Origin of the sequence: Streptomyces sp. NPDC006259 (assembly GCF_042870975.1) — a bacterium.
GTDB lineage: Bacteria > Actinomycetota > Actinomycetes > Streptomycetales > Streptomycetaceae > Streptomyces.
This window is the reverse complement of record NZ_JBIAHY010000001.1, coordinates 25029-41416: the sequence shown is the minus strand read 5'-3', so window position 1 is coordinate 41416 and position 16388 is coordinate 25029. Positions and strand designations below refer to the sequence as shown.

The window sequence follows — 16388 nt, the reverse complement described above, 5'->3', positions numbered from 1 at the left end:
GGGTTCCCGGCGAGGCGGCCGGCAACCGGGGCGGGGCCCGGCAGGCTGACACGGTGCCGGTTCGTGCGGCCGACGGCGGTCCGTGGCCCGGGCGCGGGCCGGGCCGGGCCGGCGGCGATCGCCGCACCGATGCCCCGAGATACCGCACGTCCGGGCGGGACCGGACACACCGGCACGGAGACCGGCATGGAGTCGGCATGGAGACCGCACGGAGCCGGCACGGAGACCGGCATGGAGCCGGCACAGAGACCGCACGGAGCCGGCACGGAGCCGGCACGGAGCCGGCACAGAGACCGGCACAGAGACCGGCACAGAGCCGGCACGGAGAGCGCCCCGCGGGCGTCGCTCAGACCGCCGCGGGCTGCGCCTGTGTCGTCTCCTGCGAGGCGGCGGCCTCCCGGCGGTCGCGCAGCTCCCGCCGGACCAGGATCACCCAGCCGATCGGTACGCCCGCGGAGAACAGCCACCACTGGACGGCGTACGCGTAGTTGAGCGCGGCGTCCTCGTCGCCGGGCCTGCCGATCAGCTCCGGGGTGCCGTTGTCGGGCTCGGGCGCCGTCTGCGCGATGTAACCGCCGAGCACCCGCGCGCCGAGGCGCCGCGCCTCCTGCTCGCTGTTGATCAGCATGACCTGCCGGTCGGGCAGCCCCCGGAGGTTCTTGATGCCGCTCGCCGCGGTCGTCTCGTCGGGCATCAGCCGCCCGGTCACGGTGACCTGCCCGGCGGGCGGCGCCGGGATCTCGGGGAACGTGGTCTGGCTGGGGGCGTCGGCGGGGATCCAGCCGCGGTTGACCAGCAGCACCTTGCCGTCCGTCAGGACGAACGGCGTCAGGACGTGGAAACCGACCTCCTCGTCGCCGTTGACGCGACGCCGGACGACGACCTCCCGCCCGGCGTCGAAGTGGCCCACGGCGGTCACGGAGCGGTACCGCTGGCCGGTGCTCACGGTGTGGCCCGGGGAGGTCATCCTCTCCACCGGCACGGGGTCGGCGCCGAGGGCGGCGGCGACCAGGTCGTTGCGGGCGGTGCGCTCGTCGTAGCGGTGCATCTGCCAGATGCCCAGCCTGATCATCGTGGGGATCAGGAGGAGGGCGACGAGCGTGATGATCACCCACTGCCGGGACAACAGGAAGCGGTACACCCCACGACCGTACCTCCCGGTCGTGGGGTGTACTCGGGTGGGGGCCGCCTCAGACCCGGTCGACGATGCCCGCCTTTCCCTCCGCGCGGGCGCAGTGGGCACCGCAGAACCAGTGCCCCTCGACCTCCACGCCCTGGCCGATGATCTGCACCCGGCAGTGCTCGCAGATCGGGGCCATGCGGTGGATCGCACAGGCGAAGCAGTCGAAGACGTGCACGACGCCCTGCGCGTGCACCTCGAAGGTCATTCCGTAGTTGTTGCCGCAAACCTCACATGTCGCCATGCGCCACAGGGTGAGCCGTCGGCGCGGCACGGGCGAGACGGCGCCGGGCGAGTCGCCCGCCAATCACCCGTCCGTACGGTCACCGCCGCGCGGCCGGCTCGACATCCCGCAGCAGCTGGCCGAACGCCGCCTCGTCCACCACCGGCGTGCCGAACTGGCGGGCCTTGACCACCTTGGAGGTGCCCGAGTCCGGATCATTGGTGACGAGCAGGCTGGTCAGCCGGGAGATCGACGTGGCGACGTGCAGCCCGGCCTCGGTCGCGCGGTCCTCCAGCAGCTCGCGCTCGACCGAGGTGTCCCCGGAGAACGCGATCCGCATGCCCTGTTTGAGGCGTTCGCCGTCTTCGTACCGCCCCGGATTGGGGTAGGGGCACGCGGGCCGCTTGCGGGCCGGACGCCAACTCGTCGGCCGGTGGCCGCCGGGCCCTCCCGCCTGCCGGCCGATCAGCGGCGCGGGCCGGTCCTGCCACTCCGTCAGCGGCCGGCACTCGTGCAGCGGCAGCCGTACGCCGCCCGCCGCCGCGGCCCGCAGACTCGGCCGGAACGCCTCCGCCAGCACGCGCGCGTCGTCCAGCGCGTGGTGCGCCCGCCGCTGGACGACACCGAAGTGGGCGGCGAGGGACTCCAGCTTGTGGTTGGGCAGGGGCAGGGCCAGTTCCTTGGAGAGCGCGATGGTGCACAGCCGCTGCCGCACCGGGGCCTCGCGCTTCGCACGCGCGTACTCGCGGGCGATCATCTGCCAGTCGAACACCGCGTTGTGCGCCACCAGGACGCGGCCGTCCAGCCGGTCCGCGAACTCCTGTGCCACGTCCTGGAAGAGGGGCGCGCCCTCCAGTGCCGCGCTCGTCAGACCGTGGATCCACACCGGGCCGGGGTCGCGCTCCGGGTTGACCAGCGTGTACCAGTGGTCCTCGACCTCACCGCGCGCGTCCAGCCGGTAGACGGCGGCGGAGATGATCCGGTCGTCGCGGGCCAGGCCGGTGGTCTCCACGTCAACGACCGCGTATCCGCGGGGATACGCGGCCGGCCACTCCGTGGCGGAGGACACTGTGGGCGTACGGTCTTCGAGCATGGTCAATGAGGATACGGGCCGCCACCGACAGCGGCGGCACGCCTCCCACCCCACCACCCGGCCCACCCACACGCGCGTGCGGGACGAAGCCGGACGGAAGACGCCCGGGGCGTACGGGAGTTCGACACCGGGGCCGGGCGGCGGGGGCGGCGCATGTCACGCCCTCGCGGTCCGCGCCGATCCCCGTCCCGGCAGGCCCTCTTCGGTACCCGTGCGGGGAGCGTCGGTGCGGGGTCCCCGCCGCCCCGGATGCCATCCTCCCGGTGTGACGGAACCAACCCACGACGAGGCTCACGGCGGGTCGCTCGGAGCCCGGCTCAACTGGCTGCGGGCCGCCGTGCTCGGCGCGAACGACGGCATCGTGTCCACCGCGGGGCTCGTCGTCGGCGTGGCCGGAGTCACCGGCGACCGCTCGGCGCTGCTGACGGCGGGTCTGGCCGGCCTGCTGGCCGGGTCGATGTCGATGGCGGCGGGGGAGTACGTGTCGGTGTCGACGCAGCGCGACTCCGAGATGGCCGCCCTCGCACTGGAACGACGGGAGTTGCGGGAGCAGCCGGAGGCCGAGCTGGAGGAGCTGACCGAACTGCTGGAGGAACGCGGCCTGAGCCGCCAGGTGGCCCGGGACGCGGCCGTCCAGCTGACGGAACGCGACGCGCTGCGCGCCCACGCGCGCGTGGAGCTGGGCATCGATCCCGACGACCTCACCAACCCCTGGCACGCGGCCTGGGCGAGCTTCCTCGCCTTCACGGCGGGCGCCCTGCTCCCGCTGCTGGCGATCGTGCTGCCCCCGGCGGACCGGCGGCTGCCCGTGACGGTGGGGTCGGTCCTCGTCGCCCTGGCCTGCACGGGATGGAGCAGCGCCCGCCTGGGAGCGGCGGCACCCGCGCGGGCGGTCCTGCGCACCATGGGCGGCGGGGCGGTGGCGATGGCGGTGACGTACGCGGCCGGGTCGCTGCTGGGCGCGGCGGGGGTCTGAACGGCGGCGGTTCGAGCGGCGGTTCGAGCGGCCGGGTCCGAGCACGGCGGCGGTTCGAGCGGCCGGGCCCGGGCGGTGAGATCCGAACGGCGGCCCCCGAGCGGACCCCGTGGTTCGAGCGGCCGGGTCCGAGCGGTGAGATCCGAACGGCGGCCCCCGAGCGGACCCCGTGGTTCGAGCGGCCGGGCCCGGGCGGTGAGATCCGAACGGCGGCCCCCGAGCGGACCCCGTGGTTCGAGCGGCCGGGTCCGAGCGGCAAGGTCCGAACGGCGGCCTCCGAGCGGACCCCGTGGTTCGAGCGGCCGGGTCCGAGCGGCAAGGTCCGAACGGCGGCCTCCGAGCGGACCTCGCGGTTCGAGCGGCCGGGTCCGGGCGGCAAGGTCCGAACGGCGGCCCCCGAGCGGACCCCAGCTGCTGCCCGACGCCCTGGGCGGCGCTGCTGCCCCACGCCCGCTGTGGCCCATCGGCCCATCGGCCCGTCACCCGGCTTGGCGTGACCGTCACCGTCACCGTCCACGCGTACCGGGCGGCTACCGGGCGGCTACCGGGCCGCGATCGAGCGATCGACGACCACGCCGCGCTCGGGGCCGTGGTGCCCGGCTGAGCCGTCGACCCGGTTCCGCGCCCCTCCCACCGGGCGCGCGGCTCCCCCAGGGGCCCGGCGTCCGGTTTCAGGACCAGCGTGCGGAGTCCGTTCCCCACGGGCCCGGCGGTCGCGTCCAGTCGCCCGGCCCGCCGTCGAAGGACACCGGCGGCAGGACGTACCGCAGCCGCCCGATCGGGCTGACGGTCTCGGCGAGCCAGGACTCCGGCAGAGCGCCGTCGATACCCTCCTCATCCGGTTCCGTGGGGTGCGTGAGCCACGTCGCCGTCCGCGCCAGCGCCAGCCGCACCACACGGCCGTAGCCCTCGGACGACTGCTCGGTGAGGGCGCGCAGGACCGCTGCGGCCAGGAGGTGCCCGGTGCCGTGGTCGAGGGCCTGGGCCGGCAGCGCGCCGGGGCGTTCCGGGGTGCCCTCGACGGCCGCGATGCCGGTCGCCGCCTGCACCAGGCTGTCGAACCCGCGCCGATCGGCCCAGGGCCCGTACGCGCCCCACGCCGACAACTGCGCCACGACCAGCCCCGGCCGGCGCGCGGTCAGTTCCTCCGCCGAGAGCCCGAACCGGTCCAGGGCGCCGGGCCGGTAACCCGTGACCACGACGTCCGCCGTGGCGAGCAACTCCTCGAACCTCCGCCGGTCGACGGCGAGGTCCAGTGTCGCCGACCGTTTCCCGAAGCCGGTGTCGGCGTGCTGGTCGGGCAGTTCGGGCGATTCGGGCGGGTCGAGGCGGAGCACGTCCGCGCCCAGCAGGGCGAGGGTGCGGGTGGCGACCGGGCCGGCGATCACGCGGGTGAGGTCCAGGACGCGGAGCCCGGCGGCGGGCAGCAGGGGAGTGCCGGTCAGGGCGGGAAGCACGCGCGCGCGGGTGGTGTCGAGGCGTTCGCTCTCGACGAGGGGGCGCCGGGCGACTTCCGCCCCCTGCGCGTGGGCGGCCCACTGGGCGGGCGTCCGCGTGGCGACGGCCAGGCCCCCCGCGGCGTACACCGTCTCCTCCACCTCCAGGGCGGATCGCTCGGCGAGGGCCCTCTCGACGGCGGCCGGGTCCGCGGGCAGGTCCAGCGCCCGCAGCAGCCGTTCCCGGTGGTGCGGATAGTTGGCGTGCGTGCGAACCCAGCCGTCGGCCGTGCGCCAGAACCGCGACAGCGGCGCGAACGTGACCGGTGCCCGCCCGTCGATCAGCAGATGCCGCTCACTGGTGAAGGCGGAGGCCACCGCCCCGTCGTCCAGACGTACCCGCGGCACCTCGGCGAGTCCGGCCCGGCGCGCCCCCAGTTCGGCCGCGGCCAGCGCGCACACCCCGACCGAGGCCCGTGCCAGCTCGCGCACCGGGAGCCGGGCCGCGAGGGCGCCCCGCCGTACGACGGCCGACACACGCGCGAGGAGGGCGGGATCGCCGCCCAGCTCCGACCAGGCGAACTCCATGTCAGTCATGACTGCACTATGCATCATTGATTGAATCAATATATAAGCGTGGGGTGTGCAGAGATGGCTCCCTGGTTGTCCCGACGTGCCGGGAGGCCGGGCGGATCAGCTCCGCCCGGCCTCCCGGGTACCGCATGGTCCTGCTGTCGGCTACCTCACCGCGCGCAGCGCGTTCACCACGCCGAAGCCGAAGAAGCCGTTGACGCGCTTGCCGCCCTCGCAGGTCGCGTCCACCACACCGTCACCGTTGCCGTCGTACGGCTCGGTCGGGCAGCCCGGGTTGTCGGCCTGCGCCTTGAGCAGCACCTGGAGCGCCGCCGGAGAGGCCCACGGATGGGTGGACTTCAGCAGCGCGGCCACCCCGGCGACGTGCGGGGACGCCATCGAGGTGCCCTGGAGGAAGCCGTACGCGTTGTTCGGCATCGTCGACAGGATGCGGCCGTTGGCCGACGGGGTCTCCGGGACCTGGTACCGGTCGCCACCCGGCGCCGCCACGTCCACGGCGCCCAGACCGTACGTGGAGTAGTACGACTTGGTGCCCTTGACGCCCGTCGCGCTCACCGTGACGACCCCCGGCAGCTGGGTCGGCACGTCGAAGCACTCGTGCGGGTCCACCGTCCGCGTCACCGGAGTGGAGTCGTCCGGGCTGGAGGCGTCCACGATCGCGTCGGAGTCCAGGTCGTGGTTGGAGTTGCCCGCCGAGGCCACGTTGAGCGTGCCCTTCGACTGGGCGTACAGCTGCGCCCTGTTGACCGCGTCGACGATGGCCTTCTGGTCGGGATCGTCCATGCAGTTGTACAGCCACGGGTCGACGTAGTAGCTGTTGTTCGTGATCTCGACGCCGTGGTCGGCGGCGAACACGAAGGCGCAGACGACGTTCTCCGGGTAGAAGAGGCCGTCCTTCGGGTCGCTCACCTTGATGCCGGCGACCTTCACGCCGGGCGCGACACCGGCCACGCCGATGCCGTTGCGGGCCGCCGCGATCTCACCGGCGACATGCGTGCCGTGGTAGTCCTCGGTCGGGTTGTACGGCCGCCAGGCGCCCTCGCTGGTGTCGGCGACGCCGCCGACGCAGTTCGCCGACTGAGACGCGGAGAAGTTCGGGGCGAGGTCCGGGTGCGTGTCGTCCACACCGGTGTCGATGACGGCGACGGTCACCCTGCTGCTGCCCGGGTTGATCTCCGCGGCCTTGTCGGCGCCGATGGCGCGCAGGTCCCACTGGTCGGCCTCGAGCGGCTCGCTCGCACCGGCCGCGGCGGACGCGCCGGCCGTCCTGGCGGCCTCGGCCGCGGACATCAGCTGGGCGGCGCCCTCGTCGGTCGTTCCCGCCAGGCTCAGCGGCGCGGTGCGCGTCGCGCCCGCCGACTGCACCCCGCGCACCGCGCGTATCCGCGCGCCGAAGTCGGGGTCGGCCGAGTGCACGACGATGACGCCGATCTTCGCGTAGGTCGCGACGACGGTGCCGTCGGCCGCGGCGATCGCCTTCTTCACCGACTCGATCGTGCGGTGGTCCACCTTGGTGTTGACGACGTACGCCAGCGTCGCGGCGTCGGCCGTCCGGGTGGCCGGAGTCGTGTCCGGAACCGCCGAGGCGGCCGTCGGCAGGAAGCCGAGGGACGCGGTCAGCGACAGCACGACGGGCACCGCGAGGGCGAGGCGGCGTCTGGAAGGCAGATGAGCCATGGGGTCTCCACATCATCCGGAAGCGAGACCTGTCCGGACACGGGTTGTGCCTGGACAGGTACATGACGGGTGGTGCTCGCCCGAAGCTATCTCCCCTCCTCACCGACCAGCAATGACCTTCGGGAGGTGAGTTCACCGGCCATGACCTACGGCGGCCGCCGCTCGTTGGCCATGAGCCGCCGTAGGCCACTTCGGAAACCCGTGCGAGGTGTTGAACCCGTCGCCGTGCGCCGCCGTGACCTTGGGCAGGGACGGCGAGGACCCTCGCCCGTCCCCTCACCCACCGCATCCGCAACGCGAGGAGACTCCGTGCCCGCCGAGACACCGCCCCCCTCGAAATCCCCAGCCCAACTCCCCTCCACCGAGGAGTTCGTCGCGGTGCAGGAGAGCGCGGAGTTCGGTGAACTGCGCCGCTCCTACCGCGGCTTCGCCTTCCCGCTGACCTTCGCCTTCATCGCCTGGTACCTGCTGTACGTCCTGCTGTCCAGCTACGCGGGCGACTTCATGGGCACCAAGCTGTTCGGCAACTTCAACGTCGCCATGGCGCTGGGTCTCGCCCAGTTCCTCACCACGTTCCTCATCGCCTGGTGGTACGCGCGCGTGGCCGCCGACAGGTTCGACCCCAAGGCCGACGCGATCAAGTCCCGGATGGAGGGCGGCGCATGAGCACCGCGCACACGTTCCTCGCCGCCGGCGAGGCGAGCGAGCACCGCACGCTGATCATCACCCTGTTCGCCGTCTTCGTCGTCGCCACGCTCGTCATCACCGTGTGGGCGGGCCGCCAGACCAAGGACGCCGCCGACTTCTACGCGGGCGGCCGCCAGTTCACCGGCTTCCAGAACGGTCTCGCCGTCTCGGGCGACTACATGTCGGCCGCGTCCTTCCTCGGCATCGCCGGCGCCATCGCCCTCTTCGGCTACGACGGCTTCCTGTACTCCATCGGATTCCTGGTCGCCTGGCTGGTCGCCCTGCTCCTGGTCGCCGAGCCGCTGCGCAACTCCGGCCGCTACACCATGGGCGACGTCCTCGCGTACCGCATGCGCCAGCGCCCGGTCCGCACGGCGGCCGGCACCTCCACGATCGTCGTGTCGATCTTCTACCTGCTGGCGCAGATGGCGGGCGCGGGCGTCCTCGTCTCCCTGCTCCTCGGCATCACCAGCGACGGCGGCAAGATCGGCATCGTCGCCCTCGTCGGCGTCCTGATGATCGTGTACGTCACCATCGGCGGCATGAAGGGCACCACCTGGGTCCAGATGGTCAAGGCCGTCCTGCTCATCGCCGGCGCTCTGCTGCTCACCTTCCTGGTGCTGCTGAAGTTCGACTTCAACCTCTCCGACCTGCTGGGCTCGGCCGCCGACAACAGCGGCAAGGGCGCCGCCTTCCTGGAGCCCGGCCTGAAGTACGGCGCCACCGGCACCACGAAGCTGGACTTCATCTCCCTCGGCATCGCCCTGGTCCTCGGCACCGCGGGCCTGCCGCACATCCTGATCCGCTTCTACACCGTGCCCACCGCCAGGGCCGCCCGTAAGTCGGTCCTGTGGGCCATCGGCCTGATCGGCGCCTTCTACCTGATGACCCTCGCCCTGGGCTTCGGCGCCGCCGCGCTCATCAAGCCGGACGAGATCACCGCCTCCAACAAGGCGGGCAACACGGCCGCACCCCTGCTCGCGCTCCATCTCGGCGGCGTCGACTCCACCTGGGGCGCCATCCTGCTCGCCACCATCTCCGCCGTCGCCTTCGCCACGATCCTCGCGGTCGTCGCGGGCCTGACCCTGGCCTCGTCCTCCTCCTTCGCCCACGACATCTACGCGAACGTCATCAAGAGGGGCACGGCCACCGAGAAGCAGGAGATCAACGCGGCCCGGTACGCGACCGTCGGCATCGGCGCCGTCTCCATCCTGCTGGGAGCCCTCGCGAGGGACCTGAACGTCGCCGGACTGGTCGCCCTGGCCTTCGCGGTCGCCGCCTCCGCCAACCTTCCGACCATCCTCTACAGCCTGTTCTGGAAGCGGTTCACCACCGCCGGCGCCCTGTGGTCCATCTACGGCGGGCTGGGCACCGCCGTCGGCCTCGTACTGTTCTCCCCCGTCGTCTCGGGCAAGCCCACCTCGATGTTCCCCGACGTCGACTTCCACTGGTTCCCGCTGGAGAACCCCGGCATCATCTCCATCCCCGTCGGGTTCCTGCTCGGCTGGCTCGGCACGCTCCTCTCCAAGGAGGAGCCCGACACCGGCAAGTACGCGGAGCTGGAAGTACGTTCCATGACCGGCACCGGCGCACACTGACGCACCACCTCGAAGGGGCCGCGTCGCGGGCGATCTGTAGATCCCTACGACGCGGCCCCTTCGTGCTCGTGGAGATCGGGCCCCCTCGTTGTCGGTGGTGTCCCGTAGGCTCAAGGTGACGGAACACCTTCGAACCGCTACGAGGGAGGGGGCCCGCGTGCTCATCGACACCTACGGCCGGGTGGCCACCGACCTGCGCGTCTCGCTGACCGACCGATGCAATCTGCGGTGCACGTACTGCATGCCCGAGGAGGGCCTGCAGTGGCTGGCCAAACCGGACCTGCTCACGGACGACGAGATCGTCCGCCTCATCGACATCGCCGTGACCTCCCTCGGCATCGAGGAGGTCCGTTTCACCGGCGGCGAGCCCCTGCTGCGCCCCGGCCTGGTCGGCATCGTCGAGCGGGTCGCGGCCCTGAGCCCGCGCCCCCAGATGTCGCTGACCACCAACGGCATCGGCCTCAGGCGCACGGCGCCGGCCCTCAAGGCCGCGGGCCTGGACCGGGTCAACGTCTCCCTGGACACCCTGCGCCCGGACGTCTTCAAGACCCTCACCCGCCGGGACCGCCACAAGGACGTCCTCGAAGGCCTCCAGGCCGCCCGCGACGCGGGTCTGACCCCGGTCAAGGTGAACGCGGTCCTGATGCCGGGACTCAACGCCGACGAGGCCCCCGACCTCCTCGCCTGGGCCGTCGAGCACGACTACGAACTGCGGTTCATCGAGCAGATGCCCCTGGACGCCCAGCACGGCTGGAAGCGCGACGGCATGGTCACGGCGGGCGACATCCTCACCTCCCTGCGCACCCGCTTCGACCTCACCGAGGAGGGCTCCCAGGAGCGCGGCTCGGCCCCGGCCGAGCGCTGGATCGTCGACGGCGGCCCGCACCGCGTCGGCGTCATCGCCTCCGTCACCCGCCCGTTCTGCGCGGCCTGCGACCGCACCCGCCTCACGGCGGACGGCCAGGTCCGCACCTGCCTCTTCGCCCGCGAGGAGACCGACCTGCGCGCGGCCCTGCGCTCCGACGCCCGCGACGAGGAGATAGCGCGCATCTGGCGCCTGGCCATGTGGGGCAAGAAGGCGGGCGCCGGCCTGGACGACCCGACCTTCGTCCAGCCGGACCGGCCGATGTCGGCGATCGGCGGCTAGGGCCGGGAGGCTCCGGGGCCCGCCTCGCCCCGGGCCGAAGGCCCGGTGGATGCCCCGTTGGACGACTCGGTGGCTCCCTCGCGGGTCTCCCACTCGGCCAGCAGGACCACGTCCTTCAGGAAGCCACGCACCCCGAGGAACTGGGACAGGTGCTCCCGGTGCTCCTCACACGCCAGCCACGTCTTGCGGCGCTCCGGCGTGTGGAGCTTCGGGTTGTTCCACGCCAGCACCCACAGGGCGTCGGTGCGGCAGCCCTTCGCGGAGCAGATCGGGGTCTCGTCACTCACAGATTCGTCTCACAAGTGCGCTGAAAAAGGCGACGCCGAGCAGCCACGGGGGGAGCTGCCCGGCGTCGGTCCGTCGCTCCGACGGGGGATGCGGAGCGCGTACGAAGTATGTCACGACGACCCGGCGCCACGGCACTGGAACAACAGCTTTTATTGGGTCCGGCGCACAGCCGGCTCAAGGCCGCCGCTCGGCCGGACCGCCCTCCGCGTTCCCCGGCAGGGGCCCGGATTCCTCGCGTGCCGACTCCGGTTCCGTCCGCACGGATTCCGCCCGCACGGACTCCGCGGAGGGCTCCTCCCGCGCCGTCCGTTCCTCCGCGCGCGCGGAGGTGATCATCGGGGGCAGGGGGGCGCTCACGAACGTCGACGGGAGTCCCGGCGCGTTCTCCCGCCCGGCATTGGCGATCACCACCGCCACGTACGGCAGGACCAGGCCCAGGACCAGCGCCACCACCGCGACGTGCCGTTCCACGTTCCACAGCGTCGCCGCCAGGATCACCGCCACCGTACGGACCGACATCGAGATCACATACCGCCGCTGCCGGCCCCGCACATCGTCCTGAAGCCCCTGACGTGCCCCGGTGATCCGGAACACCTGGACGTCGCCGCCGTGCTGCTTCCGCATCACATTCCACCATCCACCCGCTGGAACTCTCCCACTCCACCACGGTACGCCGCGGGCGGGCCGCCCCGGAGACCGGGGCGCCGCCGGTCCGGGAGCCGCCGTGCGCCGTACCACGTACGGCCGCACCCGACATGCGGCGTACCGCGGTCGGGCCGACACTGAGGTCAATGCTGGCGTAGAGCCGTACGAGGAGGCAGCCATGGGCTGGTTGTGGGCGATCATCGTGGGATTCGTGCTGGGCCTGATCGCGAAGGCGATCATCCCGGGCAAGCAGCACAGCCCGCTGTGGCTGACCACCATCTTCGGCATGCTGGGCGCGATCGTCGGCAATGCCGTCGCGCGGGGCTTCGGAGTCGACGAGACGCCAGGCATCGACTGGAGCCGGCACATCTTCCAGCTCGTCGCCGCGATCGTGATCGTGGCCTTCGGCGACATGCTGTACATGGCGACGCTGGGCAAGCGCAAGCAGCGCGTCTGAGCATGGGCGAGGGCGCGGCCCGGCGCGCGAGGCGGCCGCGGAGAATCCACGGCCCGGGCACCGGACGCGCGCCCCTGGGGCGCCTACGCTCCCGTCACCTCGACGGCGGCCAGGTTCTTCTTGCCGCGCCGCAGCACCAGCCACCGCCCGTGCAGGAGATCCTCCGCCACCGGGACGGCGTCCTCGGCGGTCACCTTGACGTTGTTCACGTAGGCCCCGCCCTCCTTCACCGTGCGCCGGGCCGCGGACTTGCTGGCCACCAGGCCGACCTCGGCGAGGAGGTCGACCACCGGCGCCGGCTCGGCGACCCGGATGTGCGGCACCTCGGACAGGGCCGCGGCCAGCGTCCGCTCGTCGAGGTCCGCCAGCTCGCCCTGCCCGAACAGCGCCTTGGACGCGGCGATCACGGCGGCCGTCTGCCCGGCGCCGTGCACCAGCGTCGTCAGCTCCTCGGCCAGCGCCCGCTGCGCGGCCCGCGCCTGCGGCCGCTCCTCGGTCTGCCGCTCCAGCTCCTCCAGCTCCTCGCGGGACCGGAAGGACAGGATGCGCAGGTAGGTGGAGATATCCCGGTCGTCCACGTTCAGCCAGAACTGGTAGAACGCGTACGGCGTCGTCATCTCCGGGTCGAGCCAGACGGCGCCGCCCTCGGTCTTGCCGAACTTGGTGCCGTCCGCCTTGGTCATCAGCGGCGTCGCCAGCGCGTGCACGGAGGCGTCCGGCTCCAGGCGGTGGATCAGGTCCAGGCCGGCCGTCAGGTTGCCCCACTGGTCGCTGCCGCCCTGCTGGAGCGTGCAGCCGTAGCGCCGGTAGAGCTGGAGGAAGTCCATGCCCTGGAGGAGCTGGTAGCTGAACTCGGTGTAGCTGATGCCCTGGTCGGACTCCAGGCGGCGGGCCACGGAGTCCTTCGTCAGCATCTTGTTGACGCGGAAGTGCTTGCCGATGTCCCGCAGGAACTCGATCGCGGACAGACCGGCCGTCCAGTCCAGGTTGTTGACCATCACGGCCGCGTTCTCCCCCTCGAACGAGAGGAACGGCTCGATCTGGGAGCGCAGCTTGCCGACCCAGCCGGCGACGGTCTCGGGGTCGTTCAGCGTGCGCTCCGCCGTCGGACGGGGGTCGCCGATCAGGCCCGTGGCGCCGCCGACCAGTGCCAGCGGCCGGTGCCCGGCCTGCTGGAGCCGGCGCACGGTGAGCACCTGCACCAGGTGTCCGACGTGCAGGGACGGCGCGGTCGGGTCGAAGCCGCAATAGAACGTGACGGGACCGTCCGCGAGCGCCTTGCGCAAAGCGTCCTCGTCGGTGGACAGGGAGAACAGCCCCCGCCACTTCAGCTCGTCGACGATGTCCGTCACTGTTCTCGCGTCTCCTTGATGATCTCCGGGCGGTCGGGTGACCACCGGCTACGAGGTTATACGCCCTGGCTGACAGAGCTCATGTTGAAGTCCGGCACCCGCAGTGCGGGCATCGCGGACCTGGTGAACCAGTCGCTCCACTCCCTGGGCAGCGTCTTCTCCGTGCGCCCGGCCTCGGTGGCCCGGCCCAGCAGGCCGACCGGGGACTCGTTGAACCGGAAGTTGGTGACCTCGCCGACCACCTCGCCGTCCTCGACGAGATAGACGCCGTCCCGGGTCAGCCCGGTCAGCAGCAGCGTCGCCGGGTCCACCTCGCGGATGTACCACAGGCAGGTGAGCAGCAGCCCCCGCCGGGTGTCGGCGACCATGTCCTCCAGGGAACGGTCGGAACCGCCGTCCAGGATGAGGTTGTCGGCCCCGGGAGCCACCGGCAGACCGGTCAGGGCCGCGCTGTGCCGGCTGGTGGTGAGCTGCTTCAGCTCGCCACCGCTGATCCACTCGGTGGCCCGGATCGGCAGCCCGTTGTCGAAGACCGACTGGTCACCGCCCGAGGAGTGCGCCACGACGAACGGCGCCGACTCCAGACCCGGCTCGTTCGGGTCGCTGCGCAGGGTCAGCGGCAGCTCGGCCAGCTTCTCGCCGAGCCGGGTGCCGCCGCCCGGCTTGGAGAACACCGTCCGCCCCTCGGCCGCGTCCCGGCCCGACGCCGACCACAGCTGGTAGATCATCAGGTCCGCCACCGCGGTCGGCGGCAGCAGCGTCTCGTACCGGCCCGCCGGCAGGTCGATCCGCCGCTCGGCCCAGCCGAGCCGGACGGCCAGTTCGGCGTCGAGCGCCCCCGGGTCGACGTCCTTGAAGTCCCGCGTCGAGCGGCCCGCCCACGCCGAGCGGGTACGGTCCGGCGACTTCGCGTTCAGCTCCAGCGTCCCGTTGGGCTGGTCGTGCCGCAGCCGCAGCCCCGTCGACGTGCCCAGGTAGGTCGAGACCAGCTCGTGGTTGGCGAAGCCGTACAGTTCCCGGCCGCCCGCACGCGCGCGGGCGAACGCCTCGCCCAGCGCCGGCGCGAAGTCGGCGAACACGGCGGACGAGGTCTCGACGGGCGCCTCGGTGAACTCGGGGGACCGCGCCCCGCCCGTCACCAGGGGCTGCGCGTCCTCGGCCGGAGCGGCACCGCGCGCGGCGGCCTCCGCCGCCCGCACCAGCGGCTCCAGCTCGTCGGCGGTCACCGCGGACCGCGAGACGACCCCGGAGGCGGTGCCCTCCTTGCCGTCGACGGTCGCGATCACGGTGAGCGTGCGCCCGCGCGTGACGCCGTTGGTGGTCAGCGCGTTGCCCGCCCAGCGCAGATTCGCGGTCGACCGCTCGTCGGCGATCACCACACAGCCGTCCGCCCGCGACAGCTCCAGCGCGCGCTCCACGACCTCGTGCGGCTTGTCGGTACGGGCGCTCATCGGCCGGCCTCCTGCGTCGTGTTGAGGATGTTGACGCCCTTGAACAGGGCGGACGGACAGCCGTGCGACACGGCCGCGACCTGGCCCGGCTGGGCCTTGCCGCAGTTGAAGGCGCCGCCCAGGACGTACGTCTGCGGGCCGCCGACGGCCGCCATGGAGCCCCAGAAGTCGGTGGTCGTCGCCTGGTAGGCCACGTCCCGCAACTGGCCGGTGATCCGCCCGTTCTCGATCCGGAAGAACCGCTGCCCGGTGAACTGGAAGTTGTAGCGCTGCATGTCGATCGACCAGGACCGGTCCCCGACGACGTAGATCCCCCGGTCCACGCTTCCGATCAGGCCCTCGGTGGACATCCCCGCCGGATCCGGCCGCAACGACACGTTGGCCATGCGCTGCACCGGCACGTGCGCGGGCGAGTCGGCGAACGCGCACCCGTTGGAGCGCTCGAACCCGGTCAGTCTCGCGATCCGCCGGTCCAGCTGGTAGCCGACGAGCGTGCCGTCCTTGACCAGGTCCCAGGACTGCGCCTCGACGCCCTCGTCGTCGAAGCCGACGGTCGCCAGGCCGTGCTCGGCGGTTCGGTCGCCGGTCACGTTCATCAGCTCCGAGCCGTAGCGCAAGGTGCCGAGCTGGTCGAAGGTGGCGAAGGAGGTACCCGCGTAGGCGGCCTCGTAGCCGAGCGCCCGGTCCAGCTCGGTGGCGTGCCCGATCGACTCGTGGATGGTCAGCCACAGGTTGGACGGGTCGACCACCAGGTCGTACAGGCCCGGCTCGACGCTCGGTGCCCGCATCTTCTCGGCGAGCAGCTCCGGGATCCGCTCCAGCTCCTCGTCCCAGTCCCAGCCGGTGCCGGTGAGGTACTCCCAGCCGCGCCCGGCCGGCGGCGCGATCGTCCGCATCGAGTCGAACTCGCCGCTGGACTCGTCGACGGACACCGCCGTCAGCGCCGGGTGCAGCCGTACCCGCTGCTGAGTGGTCACCGTCCCCGCGGTGTCGGCGTAGAACTTGTTCTCGTGGACGGTGAGCAACGAGGCGTCGACATGGTTGATCCCGTCGGCCGCCAGCAGCCGCGCGCTCCAGTCCGCGAGCAGCGCCGCCTTCTCCTCGTCGGGCACGGTGAACGGATCGATCTCGTACGACGAGATCCAGGTGCGGTCGGCGTGCACCGGCTCGCCGGCCAGCTCCACACGCTCGTCGGACCCGGCCGCCGCGATCACCCGCGCGGAGAGCTTCGCCATCGCCACCGCCTGCGAGGCGACCTTGGCCGCGGCGTCCATCGTCAGATCCACACCGGACGCGAACCCCCACGTCCCGCCGTGCACCACCCGCACCGCGTACCCGAGGTCCGTCGTGTCCGACGACCCGGAGGGCCGGGCGTCCCGGAGCCGCCAGGAGGCGCTGCGCACCCGCTCGAACCGGAAGTCCGCATGGTCCGCGCCGAGCGCACGCGCGCGTGCCAGGGCGGCGTCCGCCAGGGCCCGCAGGGGTAGTGCCAGAAATGACTGATCGATTTCATGGGGCACGGATGCGATCCCTTCGAACTGCTCGCCTGCGAGATACGTCGCAAGCAGTGAATCATGGCTCACC

15 protein-coding genes are annotated in these 16388 nt (G+C 72.3%); 5 read left to right on the top strand and 10 right to left on the bottom strand.

Annotated elements, in window-relative coordinates; genetic code table 11:
* Positions 1 to 346: 346 nt before the first annotated feature.
* The 3 genes from ACFYO5_RS00210 to ACFYO5_RS00200 form a co-directional block, all read right to left on the bottom strand.
* The gene (locus ACFYO5_RS00210) at positions 347 to 1141 is read right to left on the bottom strand and encodes an SURF1 family protein (protein ID WP_388702519.1); all 795 of its coding nucleotides are present in this window, start codon (positions 1139 to 1141) and stop codon (positions 347 to 349) included.
* A 49-nt stretch (positions 1142 to 1190) separates the two neighbouring features.
* Complete coding sequence (locus tag ACFYO5_RS00205) at positions 1191 to 1424, bottom strand: hypothetical protein (protein ID WP_356568215.1); 234 nt, start codon at positions 1422 to 1424, stop codon at positions 1191 to 1193.
* A 79-nt stretch (positions 1425 to 1503) separates the two neighbouring features.
* Positions 1504 to 2496 carry a DEDDh family exonuclease gene (locus ACFYO5_RS00200; RefSeq protein ID WP_388702518.1) on the bottom strand — a complete coding sequence of 331 codons (993 nt, stop codon included), beginning with the start codon at positions 2494 to 2496 and terminating at the stop codon, positions 1504 to 1506.
* Between the two features lie 265 nt (positions 2497 to 2761).
* Here ACFYO5_RS00200 and ACFYO5_RS00195 point away from each other — a divergent pair, with 265 nt between their 5' ends.
* Complete coding sequence (locus ACFYO5_RS00195; RefSeq protein WP_356568219.1) at positions 2762 to 3472, top strand: VIT family protein; 711 nt, start codon at positions 2762 to 2764, stop codon at positions 3470 to 3472.
* Positions 3473 to 4143: 671 nt separating this feature from the next.
* Here the strand turns inward: ACFYO5_RS00195 and ACFYO5_RS00190 are convergent.
* Positions 4144 to 5505, bottom strand: a complete 1362-nt coding sequence (locus ACFYO5_RS00190; protein ID WP_388702516.1) for a CoA transferase — start codon at positions 5503 to 5505, stop codon at positions 4144 to 4146.
* A 141-nt stretch (positions 5506 to 5646) separates the two neighbouring features.
* Positions 5647 to 7179: a S8 family serine peptidase gene (locus tag ACFYO5_RS00185; RefSeq protein WP_388702514.1), complete on the bottom strand. Its 1533-nt coding sequence runs from the start codon at positions 7177 to 7179 to the stop codon at positions 5647 to 5649.
* A 309-nt stretch (positions 7180 to 7488) separates the two neighbouring features.
* On the opposite strand from ACFYO5_RS00185, the gene ACFYO5_RS00180 reads away from it, so the two are divergent.
* The 3 genes from ACFYO5_RS00180 (at position 7489) to moaA (ending at position 10611) form a co-directional block, all read left to right on the top strand.
* On the top strand, positions 7489 to 7845 hold the full coding sequence (locus ACFYO5_RS00180) for a DUF485 domain-containing protein (RefSeq protein ID WP_388702512.1): 357 nt from the start codon (positions 7489 to 7491) through the stop codon (positions 7843 to 7845).
* The gene (locus ACFYO5_RS00175; RefSeq protein WP_388702510.1) at positions 7842 to 9464 is read left to right on the top strand and encodes a cation acetate symporter; all 1623 of its coding nucleotides are present in this window, start codon (positions 7842 to 7844) and stop codon (positions 9462 to 9464) included. Before ACFYO5_RS00180 ends, ACFYO5_RS00175 begins: the two co-directional genes overlap by 4 nt.
* Before the next feature lie 157 nt (positions 9465 to 9621).
* Positions 9622 to 10611 (top strand): GTP 3',8-cyclase MoaA, encoded by a 990-nt coding sequence (moaA, locus tag ACFYO5_RS00170; protein ID WP_388702508.1) that lies wholly within the window; start codon positions 9622 to 9624, stop codon positions 10609 to 10611.
* On the opposite strand, the gene ACFYO5_RS00165 is transcribed toward moaA, so the two are convergent.
* Together ACFYO5_RS00165 and ACFYO5_RS00160 are read right to left on the bottom strand one after the other, a co-directional pair.
* On the bottom strand, positions 10608 to 10898 hold the full coding sequence (locus tag ACFYO5_RS00165; protein WP_388702506.1) for a hypothetical protein: 291 nt from the start codon (positions 10896 to 10898) through the stop codon (positions 10608 to 10610). The genes moaA and ACFYO5_RS00165 overlap by 4 nt on opposite strands.
* 175 nt (positions 10899 to 11073) lie before the next feature.
* Positions 11074 to 11523, bottom strand: a complete 450-nt coding sequence (locus ACFYO5_RS00160; protein ID WP_388702504.1) for a DUF3099 domain-containing protein — start codon at positions 11521 to 11523, stop codon at positions 11074 to 11076.
* A 199-nt stretch (positions 11524 to 11722) separates the two neighbouring features.
* On the opposite strand from ACFYO5_RS00160, the gene ACFYO5_RS00155 reads away from it, so the two are divergent.
* Complete coding sequence (locus ACFYO5_RS00155) at positions 11723 to 12001, top strand: GlsB/YeaQ/YmgE family stress response membrane protein (RefSeq protein WP_388702502.1); 279 nt, start codon at positions 11723 to 11725, stop codon at positions 11999 to 12001.
* 83 nt (positions 12002 to 12084) lie between these two features.
* Here ACFYO5_RS00155 and tyrS read toward each other — a convergent pair whose 3' ends face one another.
* From tyrS to ACFYO5_RS00140, 3 genes are read right to left on the bottom strand one after another with little or no spacing between them, the layout of a single operon-like run.
* Positions 12085 to 13353, bottom strand: coding sequence for a tyrosine--tRNA ligase (tyrS, locus tag ACFYO5_RS00150; protein ID WP_388702500.1), 1269 nt, complete (start codon positions 13351 to 13353; stop codon positions 12085 to 12087).
* Positions 13354 to 13409: 56 nt separating this feature from the next.
* On the bottom strand, positions 13410 to 14804 hold the full coding sequence (locus ACFYO5_RS00145) for a metallopeptidase TldD-related protein (protein ID WP_388702498.1): 1395 nt from the start codon (positions 14802 to 14804) through the stop codon (positions 13410 to 13412).
* Positions 14801 to 16324 carry a TldD/PmbA family protein gene (locus ACFYO5_RS00140; protein WP_388702497.1) on the bottom strand — a complete coding sequence of 508 codons (1524 nt, stop codon included), beginning with the start codon at positions 16322 to 16324 and terminating at the stop codon, positions 14801 to 14803. The genes ACFYO5_RS00145 and ACFYO5_RS00140 overlap by 4 nt, the downstream gene beginning before the upstream one ends.
* Between the last annotated feature and the right edge of the window lie 64 nt (positions 16325 to 16388).